At 65.7% G+C, this 21,196-nt stretch carries 20 protein-coding genes; all 20 read right to left on the minus strand.

The window, feature by feature from the left end:
• Positions 1–17: 17 nt before the first annotated feature.
• Entirely contained in the window at positions 18–989 is a 972-nt protein-coding gene (locus ACKTT0_RS07315; protein WP_407849294.1) for a tripartite tricarboxylate transporter substrate-binding protein, read from the minus strand.
• Positions 986–3,016: an oxidoreductase gene (locus ACKTT0_RS07320; RefSeq protein WP_407849295.1), complete on the minus strand. Its 2,031-nt coding sequence runs from the start codon at positions 3,014–3,016 to the stop codon at positions 986–988. The genes ACKTT0_RS07315 and ACKTT0_RS07320 overlap by 4 nt, the downstream gene beginning before the upstream one ends.
• A 16-nt stretch (positions 3,017–3,032) precedes the next feature.
• Positions 3,033–4,031, minus strand: a complete 999-nt coding sequence (locus tag ACKTT0_RS07325) for a Bug family tripartite tricarboxylate transporter substrate binding protein (RefSeq protein WP_407849296.1) — start codon at positions 4,029–4,031, stop codon at positions 3,033–3,035.
• A 173-nt stretch (positions 4,032–4,204) separates the two neighbouring features.
• Positions 4,205–5,011 carry an N-acyl homoserine lactonase family protein gene (locus tag ACKTT0_RS07330; protein WP_407849297.1) on the minus strand — a complete coding sequence of 269 codons (807 nt, stop codon included), beginning with the start codon at positions 5,009–5,011 and terminating at the stop codon, positions 4,205–4,207.
• Complete coding sequence (locus ACKTT0_RS07335; RefSeq protein WP_407849298.1) at positions 5,008–5,904, minus strand: NAD(P)-dependent oxidoreductase; 897 nt, start codon at positions 5,902–5,904, stop codon at positions 5,008–5,010. The genes ACKTT0_RS07330 and ACKTT0_RS07335 overlap by 4 nt, the downstream gene beginning before the upstream one ends.
• 4 nt (positions 5,905–5,908) lie before the next feature.
• Entirely contained in the window at positions 5,909–6,622 is a 714-nt protein-coding gene (locus ACKTT0_RS07340) for an ABC transporter ATP-binding protein (protein ID WP_407849299.1), read from the minus strand.
• Positions 6,609–7,388, minus strand: a complete 780-nt coding sequence (locus tag ACKTT0_RS07345) for an ABC transporter ATP-binding protein (protein ID WP_407849300.1) — start codon at positions 7,386–7,388, stop codon at positions 6,609–6,611. Before ACKTT0_RS07345 ends, ACKTT0_RS07340 begins: the two co-directional genes overlap by 14 nt.
• A complete protein-coding gene (locus tag ACKTT0_RS07350) occupies positions 7,385–8,380 on the minus strand; it encodes a branched-chain amino acid ABC transporter permease (protein ID WP_407849301.1) in 996 nt (331 codons plus the stop codon). Before ACKTT0_RS07350 ends, ACKTT0_RS07345 begins: the two co-directional genes overlap by 4 nt.
• A gap of 3 nt (positions 8,381–8,383) precedes the next feature.
• The gene (locus tag ACKTT0_RS07355; RefSeq protein ID WP_407849302.1) at positions 8,384–9,253 is read right to left on the minus strand and encodes a branched-chain amino acid ABC transporter permease; all 870 of its coding nucleotides are present in this window, start codon (positions 9,251–9,253) and stop codon (positions 8,384–8,386) included.
• 9 nt (positions 9,254–9,262) lie between these two features.
• Positions 9,263–10,405 carry an ABC transporter substrate-binding protein gene (locus tag ACKTT0_RS07360; RefSeq protein ID WP_407849303.1) on the minus strand — a complete coding sequence of 381 codons (1,143 nt, stop codon included), beginning with the start codon at positions 10,403–10,405 and terminating at the stop codon, positions 9,263–9,265.
• 42 nt (positions 10,406–10,447) lie between these two features.
• Positions 10,448–11,605, minus strand: coding sequence for an ABC transporter substrate-binding protein (locus ACKTT0_RS07365; protein WP_407849304.1), 1,158 nt, complete (start codon positions 11,603–11,605; stop codon positions 10,448–10,450).
• A 20-nt stretch (positions 11,606–11,625) separates the two neighbouring features.
• The gene (locus ACKTT0_RS07370) at positions 11,626–12,393 is read right to left on the minus strand and encodes an SDR family NAD(P)-dependent oxidoreductase (RefSeq protein ID WP_407849305.1); all 768 of its coding nucleotides are present in this window, start codon (positions 12,391–12,393) and stop codon (positions 11,626–11,628) included.
• Positions 12,394–12,418: 25 nt separating this feature from the next.
• A complete protein-coding gene (locus ACKTT0_RS07375) occupies positions 12,419–13,312 on the minus strand; it encodes an NAD(P)-dependent oxidoreductase (RefSeq protein WP_407849306.1) in 894 nt (297 codons plus the stop codon).
• Positions 13,312–14,310: an NAD-dependent epimerase/dehydratase family protein gene (locus tag ACKTT0_RS07380; protein WP_407849307.1), complete on the minus strand. Its 999-nt coding sequence runs from the start codon at positions 14,308–14,310 to the stop codon at positions 13,312–13,314. The genes ACKTT0_RS07375 and ACKTT0_RS07380 overlap by 1 nt, the downstream gene beginning before the upstream one ends.
• 37 nt (positions 14,311–14,347) lie before the next feature.
• Positions 14,348–15,310, minus strand: coding sequence for a Bug family tripartite tricarboxylate transporter substrate binding protein (locus tag ACKTT0_RS07385; RefSeq protein ID WP_407849308.1), 963 nt, complete (start codon positions 15,308–15,310; stop codon positions 14,348–14,350).
• A 50-nt stretch (positions 15,311–15,360) separates the two neighbouring features.
• The gene (locus ACKTT0_RS07390) at positions 15,361–16,179 is read right to left on the minus strand and encodes an N-acyl homoserine lactonase family protein (RefSeq protein WP_407849309.1); all 819 of its coding nucleotides are present in this window, start codon (positions 16,177–16,179) and stop codon (positions 15,361–15,363) included.
• Position 16,180: 1 nt separating this feature from the next.
• A complete protein-coding gene (locus ACKTT0_RS07395) occupies positions 16,181–17,533 on the minus strand; it encodes an MmgE/PrpD family protein (RefSeq protein ID WP_407849310.1) in 1,353 nt (450 codons plus the stop codon).
• Positions 17,534–17,581: 48 nt separating this feature from the next.
• Positions 17,582–18,982: an MmgE/PrpD family protein gene (locus ACKTT0_RS07400; RefSeq protein WP_407849311.1), complete on the minus strand. Its 1,401-nt coding sequence runs from the start codon at positions 18,980–18,982 to the stop codon at positions 17,582–17,584.
• 16 nt (positions 18,983–18,998) lie between these two features.
• On the minus strand, positions 18,999–19,805 hold the full coding sequence (locus ACKTT0_RS07405; RefSeq protein ID WP_407849312.1) for an N-acyl homoserine lactonase family protein: 807 nt from the start codon (positions 19,803–19,805) through the stop codon (positions 18,999–19,001).
• 11 nt (positions 19,806–19,816) lie between these two features.
• Positions 19,817–21,196, minus strand: a complete 1,380-nt coding sequence (locus ACKTT0_RS07410; RefSeq protein WP_407849313.1) for an MmgE/PrpD family protein — start codon at positions 21,194–21,196, stop codon at positions 19,817–19,819.

The raw sequence follows: 21,196 nt of genomic DNA on the forward strand, positions 1-21,196 counted from the left end.
GATGCGAATACCCGGCTTCATTCGAGCCGGATATTGGCGGCCCTGATCAGCTTTTCCCAGCGAGCGGCTTCGCTTGCCAGGAACTCGCCGGCCTGTTCGGGACCGCCGTTGATCGTGGTGACGCCGATACTTTCAAGTTTTTTCTGCAGGTCGGGCTGGCGCAAGGCTTCGGAGAATTTGCCGGCCAGCGTATCGACCACATCCTGGGGCACCTTGGCCGGCGCCGCCAGCATGTACCAGGTCGTGGAAGCATAGCCCTTTACGCCGCCTTGCTCGATGGTGGGGATATCCGGGGCTATGGGCGAGCGCACGCGACCGGTCTGGCCCATGGCCTGCAGCCGATTGTCGCGGATGAGCGGCAGGCTTTCCGCAATCGGTTGCACGGTGATGTCAGTCTGGCCGCCCACCACGTCCGTCATGGCGGGGCCGCCGCCCTTATAAGGCACGTGCAGATACTGCAGGCCCGTCATGGTGCGCAGCACCTCGGCGGCCAAGTGCGACGAGCTGCCATTGCCCGAGCTGCCGAACCGGATGGCGTCCGGCGCCTTCTTGCTCATCCGCACCAGATCGTCGATCGATTCCACGCCCAGCGAAGGCCGCGCCAGCAGCATCAAAGGAGCCTCGCCGACCAGCGAGATCGCCTTGAAATCCGACAGCTTGTACGGAACCTTGGCGTACAGGCTGGGATTGATGGCAATGCCCGGCGTGGCGAAAACCACCGTATAGCCGTCGGCTGGCGCGGTGGCGGTGGCTTCCAGGGCCAGGTTGCCGCCCGCCCCGGGGCGGTTTTCCACGACGAAGTTGTAGCCCGACATTTCGCCGACCTTCTGCGTGACGAGGCGGCCGACGATATCGGCGCTGCCGCCGGCCGGGAACATGACCACCACCCGTATCGGCCGGCTGGGATACTGGTCGGCCGCCTGGGCGGCCGGCGCCAGCAACGCCGCTGCCAGCATGCCGGCGCACAGCGACTTGAATAAGCATTTCATGGCGTTGTCTCCTTTTGTATGGACGGGTCGCGGCGGATGCCTCGCCCATCGTTCTGGGTAATGTGGTCCATCAGTAGCGCCGTCATCCAGCCGTCGCGGATGGCGGCCAGGAAGTCGCCCGGCGCGTTGCAGTCGCCGATGCGGGTGCAGGGAATGCCGCTGGCCTCGACCGCGTCCAGCACGCCGAGCTCGGGGCGCGGGCCAGTGGCGAAGACCAGCCAGTCGCCGACTGGCACAGTCTCGGCAGTTCGGTCGGCCCGCTGGATCTCGATCTGGCCGCCCCGCACGCCCAGGATGTGGCAACTGGTGGTCATGACCACGCCGTCGGCCGCCAGGCGCTCGACCAGTTCATGCCGGTTATTGCGCGCCATGCCCGTGGCGATGAGAGGCAGGCGGTCGAGTATCGTGACCCCCGCGCCGCGCACCCGCAGCGCGTCGGCCGTTTCGGCGCCCACCATGCCGCCGCCCACGATGGTGACCCGCAATCCGGGCCGGACGGCGTCCAGGTCGGCCAGTACGTCCCAGGCGTGCAGCACGCGCACGCCCGCGTCCAGCGCCGACAGGTCCAGCGGCGGCTTGGCCGGGCGCGAACCGGTGGCGACGATGACATGGTCCGGCGCGAACGCGCGGATGCGGGCGGCGTCGGCCTGCACGCCCAGGCGCACCGGCACGCCCAGCGCCCGCACCGTCTGCCAGCGGCCGGTCCAGACAGGCTCGACCTCGGCCTTGTCGGGCGAGGCCACCGCCAGCGGCATCTGGCCGCCAGGTTGCGCGCGCTTCTCCCAGATTTCCACCTCATGGCCGCGCCCCTTGAGCACGCGCGCGGCCTCCACGCCCGCCACGCCTGCTCCCAGCACCAGCACGCGCAAGCGTTCTTCCCTGGGCGCGGCAAACAACTGCGGTTCGGCGTACTCCAGGGCCTCGAACTCCGTGCCGATCATCGGGTTCTGCACGCAGGAAACGTCCTTCTCCAGCGTCAGGCGCTCGAAACAGACATTGCACGCGATGCACTGGCGGATGGGGGCCGGAATCTTGCCGAACGCCTTGTCGCACCAGTACGGGTCGGCGTACAGCGCCCGGCCGATCGACACGAAATCGGCGCTGCCCGAAGCCAGCATGTCCTCGGCATCCCGGGGCTCGACCATGCGGCCGGCCACGAATACGGGGATGGTTACTGCCTGCTTGATCGGCTTGGCGTGCGGCGCCAGGCAGCCACGCGGGAACGACGGCGGCTGGATGCAGAACTTCGACAGTTGCGGACTTTCGTTGCTGCCGCCGGAGAGATCGATGGCGTCCACTCCTGCGCGCTCCACGGCCTGCGCCAGTGCAATGATGTCCTCGCGGCTGTAGCCGCCCTCGGCGAACTCGCTGGCCGACAGCCGCACCACCAGGCACAGGTCCGGCAGCGCGTCGCGCATGCGGGCGATCGTCTCCAGCAGCAGCCGCATGCGGTTTTCCAGCGAACCGCCGTAGGCGTCGGTGCGCTGGTTCACGCGCGGGCTGAAGAACTGCTGGAACAGGTAGCCGTTGGCCGCGTGGATCTCGACGCCGTCATAGCCGGCCAGCCACAGGCGGCGCGCGCTGGCCACGAACAGCTTCTGGATCTCGACGATCTCATCCACCGCCAGGGGTCGCACCTTGTCGCCCGTGTTCGGATTGACCCACGGCGACGGCCCCACCGGCTCCATGTTGAGCACGGCGCGGCGCAGCAGCCCGCCACGGTGGTTGAGTTGGCCAAACACGTGGCAATCATGCCGCTTGATCGCCTCGACGATGCTGGCCAGGCCCGGGATGAACCGATCGTGATAACAGCAAAGCGAGTTGTGGTGCGGCCGGGCATGCTCGGTCACGACCATGGCTTCGGTCATGATCATGCCCACGCCGCCCTTGGCGCGCGCTTCGTAGTAGCGCTTGTCGCGGTCCGTCGACAGGCCGTCGGTCGTGCTGTAGTTGGTGCCCATGGGCGCCATCGCGACGCGGTTCTTCAGGCGCAGGTTGCCCACCTGCCCCGGCTGTGCCAGCAACATGTTCATTGCTCCCGAATCAACTGCCCGCCTTGACACCCGCGTCCTTGATCAGCTTGCCCCAGCGTTCACCCTCTTGCTTCATGAAGGCGTCGAACGCGGCGGGCGATTCCTGCGTAAACGGCCCGATCCCCAGCTTCTCCAGCTTGCCTTGCGTGTCAGGATCGTTCATCGTCTCGACCAGGGCCGCGTGCAGCTTTTGGCGGATGTCCATCGGCATGCCGCTCGGGCCCATGATGGCGAACCAGTTGAACGCGATCACCGACGGCAGTCCGCCCTCGACCGTGGTCGGCACGTCCGGCATGATCGGCGAGCGCTTGGTGTCGGTCACGGCGATCGGGCGCAGCCGCCCGTCGATCACCAGCTTGTGCAGCGCCGGCAGGTCGACGATGATGCCGTTGACGTGGCCGCCCACGGCGTCCGCCATGCCGGGGCTGGCACCCTTGTACGGTACGTGCACGACGCGGCCCTTCGATTCCGCCTTGAGCAGCTCGATCGCCAGGTGCGGCAGGCCGCCGCTACCGGCCGAGGCCAGCGTAATGTCCTGTGTCTTCGATAGCGCGATCAGTTCCGCCAGGTTCTTGGCCGGTACGGCGGGGTTGACCGCCAGGAGTTCCGGCGTGGACGCCACCGTGGTGATGCCGGACAGATCCTTGTACGGGTCGTAGGGCAGGTTGGGATAAGCGTAGTAGCTGAGCAGCAGCGGGCTGACGCTGCCCAAGGTGACCGTGTAGCCATCGGGCTTGGCGCGCGCCACGTACTCGGTACCGATGGTGGCGTTGGCGCCGGGCTTGTTCTCGACCACCACCGGCACGCCCAGGACATCCCCCAGCTTGGGCGCAATGATGCGGGCCACGATGTCGTTCGAGCCGCCCGGCGGGAAGCCCACCACCATGGTGATGGGCCGGGATGGATAACTGCCGGCCGCGACGGCCGGCAGCGCGGCGACCGCCAGTGTGCCGGCGGCCAGGGCCGTCAGCAGGCCGCGACGCGAGATAAGGGTATGCGTTGTGAACATGGTTTGTCTATCGGCCGTCTGTCGGTCTGCCCGGGTTCGCCCATGCAGACCGTCGATGGCCAGCCTCCGTTGATGATGTTGTTGGGCTGTAATCACATCGGCGCCCCGGCTCTGCACGGACTGGGGCGGATGCGTCCTGGCCGGCGCGCTGGGGGCGCCCGGCGCGCCGGCGCTCATGGTACTGATGGCGGCTGATGCAGGCAGGCCACGTCGACCCTCACGCCATCGACCCTGGGATACCGTTTCAGGACCAGCGGATCGTGTCCCGGAACCACGTGATCCGGCGTATCCGCGTGCCGCAGGCATATTCGATGGCCGTCCAGCATCGCCGCCACGTCGTACACGGCGGGAAAGGGGTTGGCGTCCTGCATGTTCGCGTAGTAGTGGCTCGCATCGGAGGCCAGCACGACCCAACCGCGCTCGGTATGTACCCTGACGGCCTGCAACCCCTTGGTGTGCCCACCGATGAAGAGCAGTTCGACGCCCGGCGCCACCGTATCGTTGCCGCGATGGAACTTCACGCGGTCGGCATAGACATGACGAATCAGTTGGGCCACATCATCGACGCGGAACGGGTGGCGCAGCATCTGGTGGCACATGCAGCGACCCGTGGCGTATTCCACTTCGTCGTCCTGGATATGGAACACCGCATTGGGTGTCTTGTCGAGGTTACCGGCATGGTCGTAATGCAGGTGCGTCAGAATAACGTCGCCGATATCCGCAGGGTTTACCCCCAGCACTCTCAGCGTTTCGACCGGACAACACTCCAGGTCGCGCGGGCGTTCACGCGCCGATTCGGCACCGAATCCCGTATCGACCAGGATATTCCGGTCTGGCCCCTTGAGCAGCCAGACAAAGAAATCCAATGGCATGGGGCCGTCATGGCTGTCGCGGCGAATGAAGTTGTCCGAACGCTGCCGGTGCACCGACGCGTATCGCAGCGCATAGATTTCGTACTTAGGCAGGATCTCCAGGTTCACCGCTTGGCTCCTTTTGCTGCTGCACGCTCGAACACCAGACTGACAGCCGGCGCGTACATGTCTCCATAGCCGGCCTTGATCGCCGCGTCGAAGCTGGCGACCAGGTTCTTGGCGCCGGTGGCGTCCACGCCCACCTGCTCAGCCAACCTGACGGCATACGCCAGGTCTTTGCGGGCGTACGTAACGGGAAAGGCCTTTTCCGGGAACTGCTGCGGCAAAATCGCCTTGAAGCCCTGGTTTCGCAGCGCGAAACTGTCGGCCGAGCCGGTGGCGAAGGCATTGAAAAGCCGTTCAGGGTCCATGCCGACCCGCACCGCCACCGCCCGCGCTTCCGCCAATGCCAGCACGGTTTCGTAGACCACCATGTTGTTCAAGATCTTCACGACCTGGCCGCATCCGGCGGGACCGGCATGCATGACGTCGGTGGCAAAGCATTTGATCAGGGGTTCTATCAACGCGTAGGTCTGCTCGTCGGCGCCCACGGGTACCGCGAGCGTGCCCGCCTGAGCTGCCACGCGGGTTCTCATGACGGGCGCATCGGCAAACCGCACGCCGGCCTTCTGCAGCGCTCCGGCAAGCCTGACGGCGGTTTCGTGGGGCGACGTGCTCAGGTCGACCAGCGTTTGTCCGGCCCGCAACTTTGGCAGCAGGCCCTGCGCCCCGAATACGACTTGCTCGACCACCTCGCCGGAAGGCAGGGACAGAAAGATGATTTCCGCATCGCGGGCGATATCCGCGATGCCGGCCGATGTCACACCGGCTTGCGCAAGCCGGCTCAATGGCTCGGCATCGCGGTCGCAGGCCAGGACCCGTGCACCGCTTTTCTCGACCAGATGGCGGCACATGGGCTCGCCCATGACGCCGACGCCGATGAACCCTAATGTTTGACTCATGACGCTACACCCCAAGATAGGCTTTTCGTACAAACGGATCATTCAATAATTCTTGCCCGGCACCCGAGCGGATGATCTCGCCTTGCTCGAATACATAGGCGCGCCGGGCAAGGCGCAAGGCCAGGCCCGCGTTCTGCTCGACCAACAAGACGGAAATCCCGGCCTCGCGATTGAGGCGTTCGATGGATGCGCCGATTTCCGACACGATCTTCGGCGCGATACCCAGCGACGGCTCGTCCAGCATCAGGATGGCCGGGCAGGCCATCAGCGCGCGGCCGATCGCGACCATCTGCTGTTCTCCGCCGGACAGCGATCCCGCCAGCTGGCGCCGGCGCTGCGCCACGATGGGAAACAGCGAACAAACCAGCTCCTCCGCGGCGCGCCGGCGGGCGGCGTCGATGACCGTGTGGGCGCCGATCAGCAGGTTTTCCCATACCGTCATGCGCGGGAAGAGCCGCCGCCCCTCGGGCGACAATGCGATGCCCATGCGCACGCGCTGCGCCGCGCTGCTGCGGGAGATCGGCCGGCCGTCCAGCGTCAGCTCGCCAGACGCCAGGCGCACGAGGCCCATCAGCGACTTCAGGGTGGTGCTCTTGCCCGCGCCGTTCGAGCCGATCAGCGCGACGATCTCTCCGCTGCCCACCGTAAACGACACCTTGCGCACGGCCTCCAACGGTCCGTAGCGGGCCACGATATCTTTTGCCTCAAGCGCCGACATGTCCCGTTTCTCCCAGGTAGGCTTCGATGACCGCCGGATTGGCGCGTATTTCATCCGGCGTGCCTTCGGCGATCTTCTGCCCCTGCACCAGAACGACGATGCGTTCGCAGGTTCCCATGACGAGCGCCATATGATGTTCGACGAACAGCAGCGTCAGCCGGTAGTGGGAACGCACGCGCTGCAGGAACCTGCCGAACTCCGCGCATTCCTCGGGGTTCAGGCCGGCGGCGGGCTCATCCAGCAGCAGCAGGCGGGGCCGGGTGGCCAGGCCGATAGCAACGCCGAGCCGCTTCTGGTAGCCGTACGCCAGGCCGCCCGCCAGCAGATCGCGCACGGCGCTCAAGCCCGCGATATCCAGGATCTCGTCGATCTCGGCATCGATTTCGCCCAGCCGCCGGCGGCTGGCCTGCGTGCCGGACAGCTGGCCCAGCAGCGACGTGCCGAGCTTGGAGATCGCGCCGCGGAAGACGTTCTCGCGCACGGTCGCGTTGCCATAAACCGAGGCCGATTGAAAGGTGCGCGCCAGTCCGTGCTGGACCACCTGGCTGGGTGTCAGGCCGAGCAGTTCCCGGCCTTCGAAGCGCACGCTTCCCGATGTGGCCGGGTGGGTGCAGGTGATGAGGTTGAAGGCTGTGCTCTTGCCGGCCCCGTTCGGGCCTATCAGGCCGACGATCTCGCCCTCGTGGACGTCGAAACTCAGGTCGTGCACGGCCTTCAGGCCTCCGAACGTCTTGGACAGGTCTTTTACCTGTAGCAGCGCCGTCATGGCCGTTCTCCGGTCAGGCGCCGCACCAGACCCAGGCTGGCGATTCCCTTGGGCAGGAACCGCAGGATGAGAATGAGAGTCACCCCATAGAAAATGTTCTGGGATTGCACCGCGCCCCGGAACAACTCGGGCAGGGGCGTCATGATCAGCGCGCCGATCAGCGGGCCGGCGACCGATGTCCGGCCGCCGACCACCAGCATGATGATGGCGGCGATAGATACTTGCGCGGAAAACGACTCGGGCGAGATGTATCCCACGTAGCGCGACAGCAGGACACCGCCCAGGCCGGCCATGCCGCTGCCCACCGTGAACGCGAACAGCTGGGACTTGCGCACGCTGATGCCGGAGGATTCCGCCAGGCCGGGGTTTTCACCCACTGCATCCAGGGCATGCCCCTTGGGCGTACGGAAGAAGGCGACCAAGAAGCCTATCGCGGCGATGGCCAGCGGCGCCGCCAGGCAATAGAACAACTTGCGGGTATCGAGCGCGTAGCCCAGCAGGTTGGCCGCAGGAATCTTCGCGATTCCGTTCGCGCCGCCCGTCACCGTTGCGGCGTCCAGCATGAGCAGACGGAACAGCTCACCGAACGCGAACGTGATCAGCACGAAATACACGCCACGCAGTCGCAATATCGCCGAGCCCAGCAGGTACGCCGTCAGTGCCGCGGCGGCAGTTCCCAGGACCGCCGCAGCCAGAAAGGGCAGGCCCAGGCGCATTTCGGAAAGGACCGAAACATAGGCACCTATGCCGATGAAGGCCGCGTGGCACAGCGATAGTTGCCCGGTGCGGGTCAGCAACGCCAGGCCGCTGACAATGAAGATATTGAGGCAGATCAGGATCGCCAGGTGCACATAGAAGGCGCTGCTGAACCCCAGCGGCATGATCATCACCGCGGCTAGCAGCAGCCATGCCAGGATAGGAGCGCCGCGGTGATGGGTCGCCTTGCTGCCAGGCGACGGCTCGGCGAGCGTGAAGATGGAATGGCGCATCATTTCTCAATGCTCCGCACGCCCGAGCAGGCCAGTCGGCCTGACGACCAGGACCAGGATCACCAGGGCGAATATCAACATGTCGGCCGTGCTGCCGTCGAAGAAGGTGCTGCCCAGGCTTTCGGAGATCCCGAGCAGCAGGCTGGCCAGAACCGCCCCGCCGATGCTGCCCAGGCCGCCCAGCACAACCACGATGAAAGCCTTGAACAGCGGCGCGCCGCCGATGAAGGGCGAAACGGAGAACACTGGCGCCATCAACGCGCCCGCGATCGCCGCCAGGGCGACGCCCAGCGCGAATCCCAGCGGGTAGGCCGCGCTGGAACGGATGCCATACGATGACGCGATCTCCATGTCCTGCACGACGGCTCGCAGCGCCCGCCCAGCCTTGCTGTGCATCAGGAAGACATAAAGCGCCACCAGAACCCCCGCCGAGAAAACCACGACATACAGACGGGACAACGGCATGACGATCCTGCCCAGCATGAAGACGCCTTCGGCGGCGGGCGGCATGGACTGCGGATCGGGTCCGAAGGCCATGAGGGCCACGTTCTGTATGACCATTCCCAGCCCGAGCGTGGCAATGAGCCCGTTCAGCTCGTCGCCCCGGAAAGGCTTCAGAATGGCGAGTTCCAGGACCCATCCGAGCGCCAGTGTCAAGACGAACGCGACCAGCACCGACAACATATAGGGAAGCCCCCACTGCGTCACGCAGATGAACGCAATGAAGGCGCCCAACATGTAGAACTCACCGTGCGCGAAATTGGCGATGCGCATCACGCCGAACACCAACGTGAAGCCGATGGCCATCAGCAGGTACAGCAATCCGACGATCAGCCCGTTCGTCAGCGCCTGGCCCAGCAGAAACGAGATATCCACGCCGCTCCCCTATTCGCACCCGGCCATCGTGCAGCGCGCCCGGATGACTTCCTTGCCCGCGACGACCTCGGAAAGATAAAACGGCGTGTCGGCCTGGTGATTGATTCCGTACATTTGCTGGCCGGTCCAGTTGGTGTTGCCCAGTATTCCCGGGTAATCCCTGAACGATTCCAGCGCCGCGCGCACCTTGTCGGTATCGCTCACCGTGCCGGCCTTCGTCATGGCCTGGAACAGCATATGAGTGCCGTCATAGAACGACGGGCTGAAGCCGTTCATCGGCTTGTGGTACTTGTCGCTGTAACGCTTGGAATAGGCCTTTATCTTGGGATCGTCCGGATCGAACTGGGTATAGACGATCGTGCCCTCGACCGCCTTGGCTCCCGCCACATTGACGATTTCCGCCGTGGCCGGCCCGCCGCTGCGAATAAACCTGCCCTTGAAGCCCAGCTCTCGCGCCTGCTTGGCGATCAGGCCGGCCGTGGTGGGCGAAATGCCGTTCAATTCGATCGCCTCGACGCCCTTGGCCATCAGGCGGGTGATCAGCGGCATCATGTCGACACGGTCGCGGTCGAAGAATTCGCTGGCGGCCAGCGGAATTCCCGCGCCGCTGTAGGCCCTTGACAGCCACTCATGCTGCTGCTGCCCCGATTCGTCGCTGACAAACAGGCCGCCAACCTTCTTGATGCCGAGCACCTTGGAAATCCAGGCGACCTGGGGGCCAGCCGTCTCCACCGTGGTGAGCACGGGGCGGAAGGTGTAAGGCTTGTCGGCTCCCATGGCTTTCGCGGTGAAGGCCAAGGTCATGATGATGACCTTGTTCTTTTCCGTGACCGGCTGTATGGCCAGTGCCGGGGCGGAGCCGGTCGGCCCAATCACGTACCGTACTTTGTCTTCGAAAATCAAACGGTTCACCGCCGTGACGGCTTCGTTTGCCTGGTACTTGTCGTCATAGGTGATGATCTCCACCTTGTACTTCTTGCCGCCGACCTCCAGTCCGCCCTTGGCGTTGACGTCATCTGCCGCGAATTGCGCGGCGTACTGCATGCCCTGCCCCCAGGCAGCGCCGGGGCCGGACAAGGCCAGCACGGCGCCGATCTTCAGCGTTTCCTGGGCGTTGGCCGCCCAGGCCGCGGCGAGCAGGCCCGCCAGCATCAAAGATTTCCTCACCATGGTTGTCTCCCTTTTTGTTTTTGGTTATTTGCAGGCCGTCAACGTGCATTGCGCGACGATTGTTTCCTTGCCCGCGTGGACTTCCGCCACATAGAAGGGCATGTTCACCTGCCTGTCTATGCCGTAGACCTGCTTGCCCGTCCAGTTGAGCCTGCCGAGAATGCCCTGATAGTCATGCATGGCGGCCAGGGCGGCGGCGATCTTTTTCGTGTCGGTGATGGTTCGCGCCTTGGCAATGGCCTGGAACAGCATGTTGGCGCTGTCGTAGTACGACGGACTGAAGCCGTTCATCGGCTTGTTGTGCGCCTTGCGGTAGCGTTCCGCGTACTCGGCTACCGCCTTGTTGGCCGGATCGATCGGCGCGTAGACCACCATGCCCTCGGTGGCCTGCATCCCCGCGACCTTCACGATCTCGGGCGTGGCGGGACCGCCGCTGCGGATGATCAAGCCCTTGAACCCGAGCTCGCGGGCCTGCTTGACGATCAGGCCGGCGGTAGCCGGCGCGTTGCCATCGAGATCGATCGCGTCCACGCCCTGCGCCATCAGCCGGGTCAGCAGCGGGACCATGTCCAGTCGGTCGCGCTCGAACATTTCCTTGGCGGCCAGCGGCACGCCGGCCTTGGCATAGGCGTGCTCCAGGTCGACGACGATCTTCTGACCGGTCTCGTCGTTGGGGAATAGCCCCCCCACTTTCTTCAAACCGTACTTCTTCACCGCCCAGGCGACCTGCACGCCGGCGGTTTCCGTGGTGGTGAGCACCGGCCGGAAAGTCAGGGGCTTGTCCGGACCCAGCGCCAGTGGCGTGAAGGCCATGGTGGTCGTGAGCACGCCGTGCTTCTCGACCGTGGGCCCGATCGCCAGGGCGGTTGCGCCGCCCATCGGGCCCATGATGAACTTGACCTTGTCTTCGAAGATCAGCCGGTTGGCCGCGGTCACCGCTTCGCTGGCCTGGTACTTGTCGTCGTAGGCGACGATCTCGATCTTGTAAGTCTTGTCGCCTACCTTCAGGCCGCCCTTGGCGTTGACATCGTCGGCCGCGAACTGCGTGCCATACAGAATGGCCTGGCCCCACGGCGCGCCCGGACCGGAAAGGCTGGCCAGCACGCCGATTTTCAGGGGGGCTTGCGCATGCGCGGAAGCCGCTGCCGCACCGACAAGCATCATGAATAGCAGCTTCTTCATTGTCTCCATCTCCTTTTTTCTTATCTGGATAGAACCGCCGCGACCGAACCTCCGTCTATGGGAATGACCGTGCCCGTTACGTAGCGCGATTCGTCTCCCAGCAAGAAGCGGATCACCGACGTGACGTCGGATGGCTGCGCCACTCGGCCCAGCGGTGAAACACCCGACACCCGATAGCCGCTGGTGGCGGCATCGGCCATCAGCTTGTGCACCAGCGGGGTGTCCACCGTGGCGGGAGCCACCGCATTGACCAGGATCGACTGGCTAGCCAGCTCCACGGCGAGCACCCGGGTGAGATAGGTCAACGCGACTTTCGACGCTGCGTAGGCGCCGCCGCCCGTCTTGGGACGCAGCGCAGCTGCTGAAGCCACGAACACTACCCGGGTTGGCGAATCCTGCGTAGCCGCCTGCTTGAGCAGGGGATACGCGGCCTTGGCCGTCAGCCAGCATCCCTTGGTATTGACGTCGAACAGCGCGTCGTAGTCCGACTCTGCAAGCTCCATCAGCGCGCCGGTGCGAAATACGCCGGCCGAGCACACCAGCGCGTCCAGCGTGCCGGTCGTGCCACGGATGCTCTCGAAGGCCTGGGCAACCGAAGTGCTGTCCGAGGCATCGCAGGTGATCGGAATGAACTTGCCCGGCTGGCCGCTGGCGCTTTCCGCGACTTGCTGCAACCTCTGCTCGTCCCTGTCCAGCCCGAAGACCGTAAATCCGCGCCCGAACAGGTCGCGGCAGCAATCCGCCCCGATGCCTGAGGCGGCGCCGGTAACCACCGCATGCTTGCCCATTGCCTTTATCTCCTGATTCCCATGTTCATTTCCCGGCCTGCTCGCGCACCCTGCTGCGGTACATGGCTAACAGCGCTACCGCGTCCTTGCTTCCATATCCTTCCGCCAGGGCCTGGCCAAACAGGTCGCACACCAGCGTGGCTGCCGGCGCCTGCACTCCCAATTGCCGCGCCATCGACAAGCCCAGCGCCAGGTCCTTTTCCGCCAGTTCCAGCTTGAAGCGCGGCTCGAAATCGCCTTTCAGCGCGGGCGGGAACCGCTTGGTGAAAGTCATGGATCGTCCGCCACTTTCCGATAGCACGTCGAACAGGGTCGTCGCGTCGACGCCGAGGGCCTCGCCCAGCGAAAAGGCTTCGCAGGCGATCAGCAGGTTGCCCATCGCCATGGTGTTGTTCACGATCTTGACCACCTTGGCCGTGCCCACGCCGCCCGTGTGCCGGATGGTCGGCCCCAGCGCCTGCAGTAAAGGGCGCGCCTGTTCCATTACCGTCGCCTCGCCCCCCACCATGACGATGAGCTTTCCGGCGCGCGCCTCGACGGGGCCGCCGCTGACCGGGCAGTCCAGCACCCGCAGCCCGCGCGCCGCGGCGCAGTCCGAGACTTCGCGCATCGCCGACGGCTCTATCGTGCTCAGGTCGATGAGGGTCGCGCCCGCGTCGGCCTGCTCGACTACGCCGTCCTGGCCCAGCCAGCTTTGCCTGACGATGGCGCCGTTGGGCAGACTGCTGAGCACATAGGCGCGGCCTCTCAGCGCATCGGCTAGGCTTTCCCCGGCCGGGACGCCTTGCGCGGCAACTTGCCCGCGCGCGGCCGGCGCGATGTCCCAGCCCATGACATCGAAGCCCTGGTCGCGCAGGTTGAGCGCCACAGCCGAGCCCATCTGGCCCAGGCCGACCACCGCCACGGCAGGCTTGCCCATCAGCCGTTCCCCCTGGCGGCGTCCCGTTGTTGGCACCAGGCAACCAGCCGGCGTATGCCTTCTTCCAGCGATACTTCGGGCTGCCAGCCCAATAGGCGGCCGATCTTTTCCCGACTGAACGCCAGGTGCGTGCCCACCGAGGCGCGCACCCCTCCCGTGGGGGTGCGGTATTCAGGCTGCAGCCCGGACTGCATGACCTTCAGCAATGTGGCCACCACGTCGTTCAAGGTGGTGGCCACCCCAGTACACACGTTCATGCTTTCGCCGGACACCTCGGATTCCATGGCGAGGACATTGGCGCGGGCCACATCCGCGACGTGGATGTAGTCGTGCACTTCCTTGCCGTCGTCCGGAATGACGGGGCGTTCACCGCGCTTGATCCGGTCGTAGTTCTCGACGATGTACAGCGCATTGACGCCGCGGTAGTGCTGGCGTTCGCCGTACACCGTGGCGTAGCGCAGCGAAACGGTTTGCAGCCCGTGGTTCTGGTGGTAGTGGCGGTTGAGGTGCTCGCCAATGAGCTTGGACGCCGAATACAGCGCCGCCGCGGGTTGGAAAGGCGCCAGATTGGATGCCGTGGCTTCATCCATGACGCCCGGAGCAGGTTCGCCATATACGGCGGTGGACGATGAAAAGACCAGCTTCTTCACGCCCCGGTAGCGGCATGCTTCCAGTACGTTGTTCTGCCCCTGCACGTTCACGGTAAGGCCCAGCGCGGGGTTTTGCGACAGCGGCAGGGTAAGAAAGGCGGCGACGGAAAACACACCCTGCGCGCCTTCGAATGCATCGTAGAGCTCGCCGATTCGCAAGATGTCGCCTCGCACCACCCTGATCCGGGGGTGCTTCAGCAGGTCGCCCACCGTGTCCGGGGTGCTAAGCGAATAGTTGTCGAACAGCGTGACCTGTTCTGCCCCGCGCGACAACAATACTTCGGTAATGTGGGAGCCTATCAGGCTGACCCCGCCGGTGATGACGAACCGGCCTCCAGAGATTTCCATGACCTTTATCCTGTCTGCGTGATGTGCGAAAACGATCTCAACCCTGCGGCGTGATCCCGGCCTTGCGGATCAGCGCGCCCCAGTTGGTGATCTCGCTCTTGAGGAATGCCCCGAACTCGCCCGGGGTGGACACCTTGACCTGCAAGCCGTGGCTGGCGTACTTGCCTTGCAGTTTCTTGCTCGCCAAGGCATGCTTGAGCGATGTCGAAAGACGGTCGACCACCGGTTGCGGCATGCCCGCCGGGCCGCCCATGGCGAACCAGACCACCAGTTGGTAACCCGGCGCGCCGGACTCATTGAGGGCCGGAATGTCGGGCACGATGGAGAAGCGCGACGGCGTCGTGACGCCCAGGGCTTTCAGCTTGCCGCCCTGGATCTGGGGTATTGCCAAGGACAGGTCGACGAACATGAAATCCACCTGCCTGGACATCACGTCTGTCAGCGCCTGCGGCGAGCCCTTGTACGCGACGCCCACGGTCTCGATGCCGCCCATGTCCACCAGCTTCGCGGCGGCGACTTGCGCGCTGCCCGAACCGTAGGCGTAGGTCAGTTTGCCGGGCTCTTTGCGGCCTAGCTCGAACAGCTCTTTCGCGTTGTTTGGCCCGAATTGCGGAGCGGCCACCAGCACGATGGGCGACTCGGCGATCATGCCGATGGGCGTCAGGTCGCGCAGCGGCTCATAGGGCAGCTTCTTGAACAGTGTGACGTTGCTGGCGCCGGTGGTCACGCCCAGCATGACCAGGGTATAGCCGTCCGGCGGCGCGTCCACGGCCGCCTTGACGCCGATGATGCCCTGCGCGCCCGGTTTGTTGTCGACCACAATGGGCTGGCGCAGGTCTTTCGCCATTTCCTCGGCTAGTTCCCTTGCCACGGTATCCGTGCCGCTGCCGGCGGGAAACGGAACGATGAGCTTGATGGGGCGGTCGGGATACTCCGCCTGGGCTGCCCAAGGCGCAGCCAGTATCAATGTCCAGCACAACGCCAAAGCCAAGTTTCTCATTGCATGTCTCCTGGTTGTTATGGTTGATCGTCCACCCGCTGCGGCGGCTGCTACCTGATGGGCGGAGCGTCCAGCCGCGCCACGATTCCCGCGAGCCGCCGGCTGGCAGGCGGGTACTTTTCCACCACCAGCGGGTCATGGCCGGGGATGATGTGGTCGGGCGACTGAGCCAGCGCCTCGATGCGCGCGTACCCCTGGAACAAGTCGCCCACGTGGAACACCAGCGTGAAGCAGCGGCGCTGCTCGATATGCTCGTAGAAGTGGGTGGCGTCGGACGCCAGGACCACCCAGCCGCGCGTCGTGTGGATCCGCACCACCTGCATTCCGGCCGTGTGGCCGCCCACGCGGTGCACACTGATGCCGGGCGCGATGTCGCCGTCGCCGTCGTGAAAGGTCACGCGGCCGCCGTAGGCCAGGCGGATCAGGCCCGCGACGTGGTCGGGCTCATAGGGCCGGCTGTGCGCCTCGCAGGCCATGTGCCGGCCGGTCGCGTAATCCATCTCGGCATCCTGCAAGTGGAAGCGCGCGTTGGGCCAGGCGTCGAACGTGCCTACATGATCGTTATGCATGTGGGTGATGACTATGTCGCGCACGTCGGCAGCCTCGATGCCCATCAGCGCCAGGGCCTGCACCGGCGTGCGCAACAAGGTGCGATGGCGCTTGTCGGCCATGTCCTGGAAGAAGCCCGTATCCACCAGGACCAGGCGGTCCTGGTGGCGGACGACCCACACGTAGTAATCCAGCGGCATGGGCGCGTCATGGGGGTCCCCGCCCACGAAGTTGGCGGAACGCCGGGCTGCCCGCGTCGCGTACTTCAGCGCGTACACCTCGTAAGCGGGCACCTCGCCGGCCGTCTGGGTCACCGCCATGTCAGTTTCCCGCCGGCGACAGCAGGCGCATCAACACGCCGATATCCTTGCACCGCTCGATATCCGCCACCATGTCGGCGGCCTCGGCCGAGCGCGACGCGCCGATCACGGGAACCGTCAGGCTGTCGAACTTGGCGCGCAGCTCGTCGTCGGACATCGAGTTCTGGATCGAGCCCTTGGGATAGTCGACTTGCGCCACATACTTGGCGCCATCGTCCATTTCCACGGTCAGCTTGCACGACACGCCGCGCGGCAAGGTGTCGTCCACCGTGATCTTCAGCATTTCCGCGAGCCTGGCCAGCATGGGCTCTTTCAGGCGCGCGTTGTTGTACTGCGGAAACAGCGCCTGGCCGTCGGTAAAAGCCACCGCCACCGAGTATGGCAGGCTGACCTGGGCCTCGTGGTAGGTCTGCGGCCGGGCGTTCTGGTGGTACAACGCCCAGTCCGGATGGCGCGCCATCGTCATGCTCCTGATGCGGTTCAGTTCGGGCGCATGCTTCTGGCGGACTTCCAGCGCGCAATCGATGGCATTGTGAATCGGGCGGGCGCACGAGTAAGGCTTGAACTCGATGTCCAGCTGGTAGGGCTTGTCCAGGTCCAGGGTCATCTGGGCGGGGTCGTTCCGGTCGGTGAAGGCTTTCAGCCAGCCGTGCTTGCCTTCGAAGATCGTAGCCGCGCCGGTAAAGCCCAGACTCGCCATGGCGGCGGCGGTCACGCCGCCGCGCGCAGCGGGGCCGGGATTGAATCGCTTCTGCATCGACGGGCCGTACATTTCCATCAGGCCGCCCGATTGCGCGCCGGCCAGGCCCAGCGACGACACGACCTGCTCTTCCGTGTTGCCCAGCAACAGCCCCGCAGCGATGGCGGCGCCGAAGATCCCGCAGGTCGGCGTGGTGTGGTAGGCGCGGTCGCGCAGCGAGTTATTGCCCGCCTTGCTCAGGCGCTCCATCATTTCGCAGCCGGCCGCCAGCGCCGCCACCAGGGCCCGGCCGTCCCTGCCCTGCTGTTCGGCCGTGGCCAGCGCCGCCGAATACACGGGCGGGCTGAAATGGAACAGCGCCAGCACATCGATATCGTCCAGTTCGACGCTGTGGGAAGAAATCGCGTTGGCCAGCGCGGCCTGCATCGCCGGCACGCGCCGGCCGTCGCCGATCAGGGTAGCTTGCTCAAAGCCGCCGGTCGAGGTGGCGAACTCGCGCGCGACTTTGCCGCTGCCTGTCTGGCTGCCGGCGACGCCCACGCCCAGATAGTCCAGCAACAGGCGCTTGACGGCCTTGCGGGTCTCCGGTGTCAGGGCGTCGTAGGTGAAGTTGACGAAGTGGGAAGCGAGTTGTTCGGCGATGGTTTTTGCCATGTTGGTTCCGTGAATCCGTTGAAAAGGCAGTGCCGGGAAGCAAGAAAGTCAGGCGCGCGGCGCGCTGACGATTGAAATCAGTTCGTCCAGGCTCGGCAGGGTGTCCAGCTGCCGGCACAGCTCGACCAGGCGATCGAGCTTGTCCGCCGGCAGGCAGGAGCGGGCCACGTTGCGGAACTTGTATTCCACATCCTCGGCCGAGATCGGGTTTTCGGGGCTGCCGCGCCGGTTCAGGATGCGGTGCGTCAGCTCGCGGCCGTCGCGGGTCCTCACTGTGACCGTGGCGGCATGGCGAAACGGCGGGCCCATGGCCTCGATCTCCGCGTCTTCGTAAGCCTTGGTGCGCTTGATCAGGTCGAGCAGCGCCGGATCGGCCAGGCGCGCTTCGTCGTACTGGTCGACGAAGGCCACGCCGTCGTGCGCGATCACAGCCAGGCCGTAGTACAGGTTCATTTGCGCGGCGGTCACGCCCTGCGCCTTGTATTCCCAGGCGCAATGCACATGAGTCATGTGGCTCACCCCGGCCCGGATGGCGGCAATGTCGGCCGCTTTCAAGTCGTTGGACCGCATGATGTGCGTAAGCGCGTCGAGCGCGGCATGGATGCTGGTCACGCTGGCGTGCGGCTTGTAGCCCACCTTGGCGGTTTCCCAGTCCTTGCCCAGGCCGTCGGTCAGGCGCGCCGCGTTGGGCTTGTCGGAATACGAACTCAGATAGCCGCCATAGCCTGCCTCCAGCACATCGACGATGCCGGTGAATCCGCGCCTGGCCAGTTCCGCCGAGTACACGCCGCTTTGCGCGGCGCGGCCGGCGTGGAAACGCTTGACCATGGCGCCTTCTTGCGCCGCCATCAGGCCGCCGGCCTGCGAGCCGACGATGCCCAAAGCGTGTTGCATGCCAGCCGCATCGAGCCGCAGCGCCTTGCCCGCCGTTGCCGCGGCCGCGAATGCGCCGGACGTCCCTTGCGGGTGGAAGCCGCGGTAAAACAGGCTCATCGTGGCCGCATTGCCCACGCGCGCGCCGATTTCGTAGCCAGCCACCAGCACGGCGACCAGGTCGCGCCCGCTCCAGCCGCCGTCACGCTCGGCATAGGCCAGCGCCACGGGCACGGCGATCGAGCCCGCGTGCACGATGGATTCTTTATGGATGTCATCCAGCTCGAACGCGTGCCCCGCCGTGCCATTGACCATCACGGCGTTGGCGATCGAGGTCTTGCGGCCGCTGCCCCACAGGCTGGCCACGGGCGCGGCCTGTTCGGCCTCGGCCAGGTCCTGTACGCGCTGGGTCCAGGGCAGCGTTGCGCCGTACAGGCAGCATCCGATGCTGTCGAGCAGGCTGGTCTTCATGCGGTCCACGACCTCGGCGGGAATGTCCTCGTAGCGGAATTGCGCGGCGAAGCGGGCGAGGTCGCGGGTAGCGTGTTCCAGAAGCGGCGGTTGTGAACTGCTCATCGGGATGTCTCTGCTGTCAGTAGTGGGGTTCTTCGTCCAGGCGAACGGCAATGCCTTCAAGCGGGCCGGATGCCGCCGGATAGCGCTGCATCACCAACGGATCATGGCCGGGCACGATGTGCTTCGGGCTGTCGGCCAGCATGTCTAGCTTGTTGTATCCGTCGATCAGCTCGCCCACGTGGAACACGGTGGTGAAGGCGCGCTTCTTCTCGAAATGCTCGTAGTAATGGCTGCAGTCGGATGCCAGCACGACCCAGCCGCGCTTGGTGTGCACGCGCACGCACTGCAGGCCATGGGTGTGGCCGCCGATGCGGTGGATGCTCAGGCCTGGGGCCAGGTCGGCGCTGCCTTTGTGGAAACGCACCCGGTCCTTGTAGACCAGGCGCACCATGCCGATGACCTCGTCGACCTCGTAGCCGTGATTGAACTGCCGATAGCACATGTGCCGCCCGGTGGCGTACGACATCTCGTCGTCCTGCAAGTGAAAGCACGCGGCCGGAAAGCAGTCGAACGTGCCAACGTGGTCGTAATGCAGGTGGGTGATGATCACGTCTTCGACCTTGTTCACGTCCACGCCCAGCAAGGCCAGGCCCTCGGAGGGCTGGCGCAGCAGCGTGCGGCCGCGCTTTTTCGCGACTTCTGCACCGAAGCCCGTGTCGACCACGAATTCCCGGCCGTCGCCGCGCACCAGCCACACGTAGTAGTCCATCGGCATCGGCGCATCGTGCGGATCGCCGCCGATGAAGTGATTGGCCCGCCTGGCGTCGCGCGTGCCGTAGCGGATGGCGTAAACCTCGTAGTTGGGAAGTGTCGTATCGCTCATCTGTCTCTTCGTCAGGAAGGGGTGGCTTGCAGCAAGTCGTTCAGCACGTTCACGTCCGGCAGCGACGGCAGCGACATCGCCAGCGCTTTTATCCGGCCCGCTTGCGCGCCATACAACACGCCCGCGGTCAGGTCGAACTTGCGCTCGATGTCGGCCTGCGTGAAAGGCTGCTCGGGTTCGCCCAGGGCGCGGTCCAGGGCATAGGCCAATTCCTGTCCGCTGTGGGTGCGCACATTGACGACGGCGCCCCGCCGGTCGGGATAGCCTTCGTCGAGCGCGGTGTCGCCACGCACCCGGATGCGCGACATCAGCTCGCGCACCTCGGGCTCGGCCAGCACGGCGTCTGTGTAGCGCACCGGCATGGCGTCGCCCTTGAGCAGCTTCACCGCGATGGAAAACGCGATGGAGAACCGGGCCTGGTCGGCATTGGTTGGTTGGGCCACCTCGGCGGCCAGCGTTACGGTGTCCACGCGCACATCCATGGATGCGATGTCCCGGGGCGTCAACCCGTGCTCGCGCGCAAGGGCCGCCGCGGTATCCACCGGCGCATGGTTGCCGCGGCAGCCGCCGTGCATCTTCAGATAAGTGCGCGCCATGCCCCACTGCCGGCCCAGTCCGTGGGTAACGACGTCGGCCCGTGCGTCTGCGGCAAACGCCTTGAAGAAGCCCCGCTCGATCACGTCAGGCACGCCGTCCGCGCCCTGGGCGGCGTACAGCGCCGACAACAGGCCGCCTTCGCTGCTGCGACCCACTTGCAGGGGCTGGCTGCCGGCATTCTTCAATGCCTCTTTCAGCCCCGCGCCGTGGCTGCAGGCGATGGCGATAGCGTGCGCGGCACGCTCGGCCGGCAGGCGCAGCAGCACTGCGGCTGCCGCCGCCGTAGCGGGCGCGGCCAGGATCGCCGTGCTCTGGAATCCGCGCCGCACCGTGGACGGATAGATAGCCCGCCCCAGGCGCAGGAAGACCTCGTATCCCGCGGCAATGGCGGCGACCAGATCGGCGCCGCCAGCCCGGCGCTCGCAGGCCAGGGCGAAGGCGGCTGGGATCAGCGCCGACGAAGGATGCCCGCCGGTGTAGCGGCAGCCGTCTTCGAAGTATGTGGAATGCGATACCGCGCTGTTGATGATGGCCGCGTCACGCAGGCCGCGCCGCGCCGGGGTGCCCCAGATGGAGACAGGGCCATCGCCGGGCAGCAGCGCCAGCAGGCCCTGGTGCAGGCCCTGCTGCACGCCGCTGGCGGCGGCGGCCAGGGTATCCAGCACGCGCAGGGTCGCGGCTTGTATCACGTCCGCGGGCAGGCGCGCGGCCCGCGCGCCGGCGACGAACCGGCCCAGGCTGGCCGCCAGCGGCGGCGCGGCGACCTTGGAAGAGATCACGGGGGACGCGTCCAC

This window comes from Bordetella saccharivorans (assembly GCF_045862855.1).
Classification (GTDB): domain Bacteria; phylum Pseudomonadota; class Gammaproteobacteria; order Burkholderiales; family Burkholderiaceae_B; genus Bordetella_A; species Bordetella_A petrii_F.

What these genes read in the sequence shown, in the direction of transcription:
- ACKTT0_RS07315 (WP_407849294.1), bottom strand. Translation starts at nt 989, where the DNA reads ATGAAATGCTTATTCAAGTCGCTGTGCGCCGGCATGCTGGCAGCGGCG.
- ACKTT0_RS07320 (WP_407849295.1), bottom strand. Translation starts at nt 3,016, where the DNA reads ATGTTGCTGGCACAGCCGGGGCAGGTGGGCAACCTGCGCCTGAAGAAC.
- ACKTT0_RS07325 (WP_407849296.1), bottom strand. Translation starts at nt 4,031, where the DNA reads ATGTTCACAACGCATACCCTTATCTCGCGTCGCGGCCTGCTGACGGCC.
- ACKTT0_RS07335 (WP_407849298.1), bottom strand. Translation starts at nt 5,904, where the DNA reads ATGAGTCAAACATTAGGGTTCATCGGCGTCGGCGTCATGGGCGAGCCC.
- ACKTT0_RS07340 (WP_407849299.1), bottom strand. Translation starts at nt 6,622, where the DNA reads ATGTCGGCGCTTGAGGCAAAAGATATCGTGGCCCGCTACGGACCGTTG.
- ACKTT0_RS07345 (WP_407849300.1), bottom strand. Translation starts at nt 7,388, where the DNA reads ATGACGGCGCTGCTACAGGTAAAAGACCTGTCCAAGACGTTCGGAGGC.
- ACKTT0_RS07350 (WP_407849301.1), bottom strand. Translation starts at nt 8,380, where the DNA reads ATGATGCGCCATTCCATCTTCACGCTCGCCGAGCCGTCGCCTGGCAGC.
- ACKTT0_RS07360 (WP_407849303.1), bottom strand. Translation starts at nt 10,405, where the DNA reads ATGCTGGCGGGCCTGCTCGCCGCGGCCTGGGCGGCCAACGCCCAGGAA.
- ACKTT0_RS07365 (WP_407849304.1), bottom strand. Translation starts at nt 11,605, where the DNA reads ATGAAGAAGCTGCTATTCATGATGCTTGTCGGTGCGGCAGCGGCTTCC.
- ACKTT0_RS07370 (WP_407849305.1), bottom strand. Translation starts at nt 12,393, where the DNA reads ATGGGCAAGCATGCGGTGGTTACCGGCGCCGCCTCAGGCATCGGGGCG.
- ACKTT0_RS07375 (WP_407849306.1), bottom strand. Translation starts at nt 13,312, where the DNA reads ATGGGCAAGCCTGCCGTGGCGGTGGTCGGCCTGGGCCAGATGGGCTCG.
- ACKTT0_RS07380 (WP_407849307.1), bottom strand. Translation starts at nt 14,310, where the DNA reads ATGGAAATCTCTGGAGGCCGGTTCGTCATCACCGGCGGGGTCAGCCTG.
- ACKTT0_RS07385 (WP_407849308.1), bottom strand. Translation starts at nt 15,310, where the DNA reads ATGAGAAACTTGGCTTTGGCGTTGTGCTGGACATTGATACTGGCTGCG.
- ACKTT0_RS07390 (WP_407849309.1), bottom strand. Translation starts at nt 16,179, where the DNA reads ATGGCGGTGACCCAGACGGCCGGCGAGGTGCCCGCTTACGAGGTGTAC.
- ACKTT0_RS07395 (WP_407849310.1), bottom strand. Translation starts at nt 17,533, where the DNA reads ATGGCAAAAACCATCGCCGAACAACTCGCTTCCCACTTCGTCAACTTC.
- ACKTT0_RS07400 (WP_407849311.1), bottom strand. Translation starts at nt 18,982, where the DNA reads ATGAGCAGTTCACAACCGCCGCTTCTGGAACACGCTACCCGCGACCTC.
- ACKTT0_RS07405 (WP_407849312.1), bottom strand. Translation starts at nt 19,805, where the DNA reads ATGAGCGATACGACACTTCCCAACTACGAGGTTTACGCCATCCGCTAC.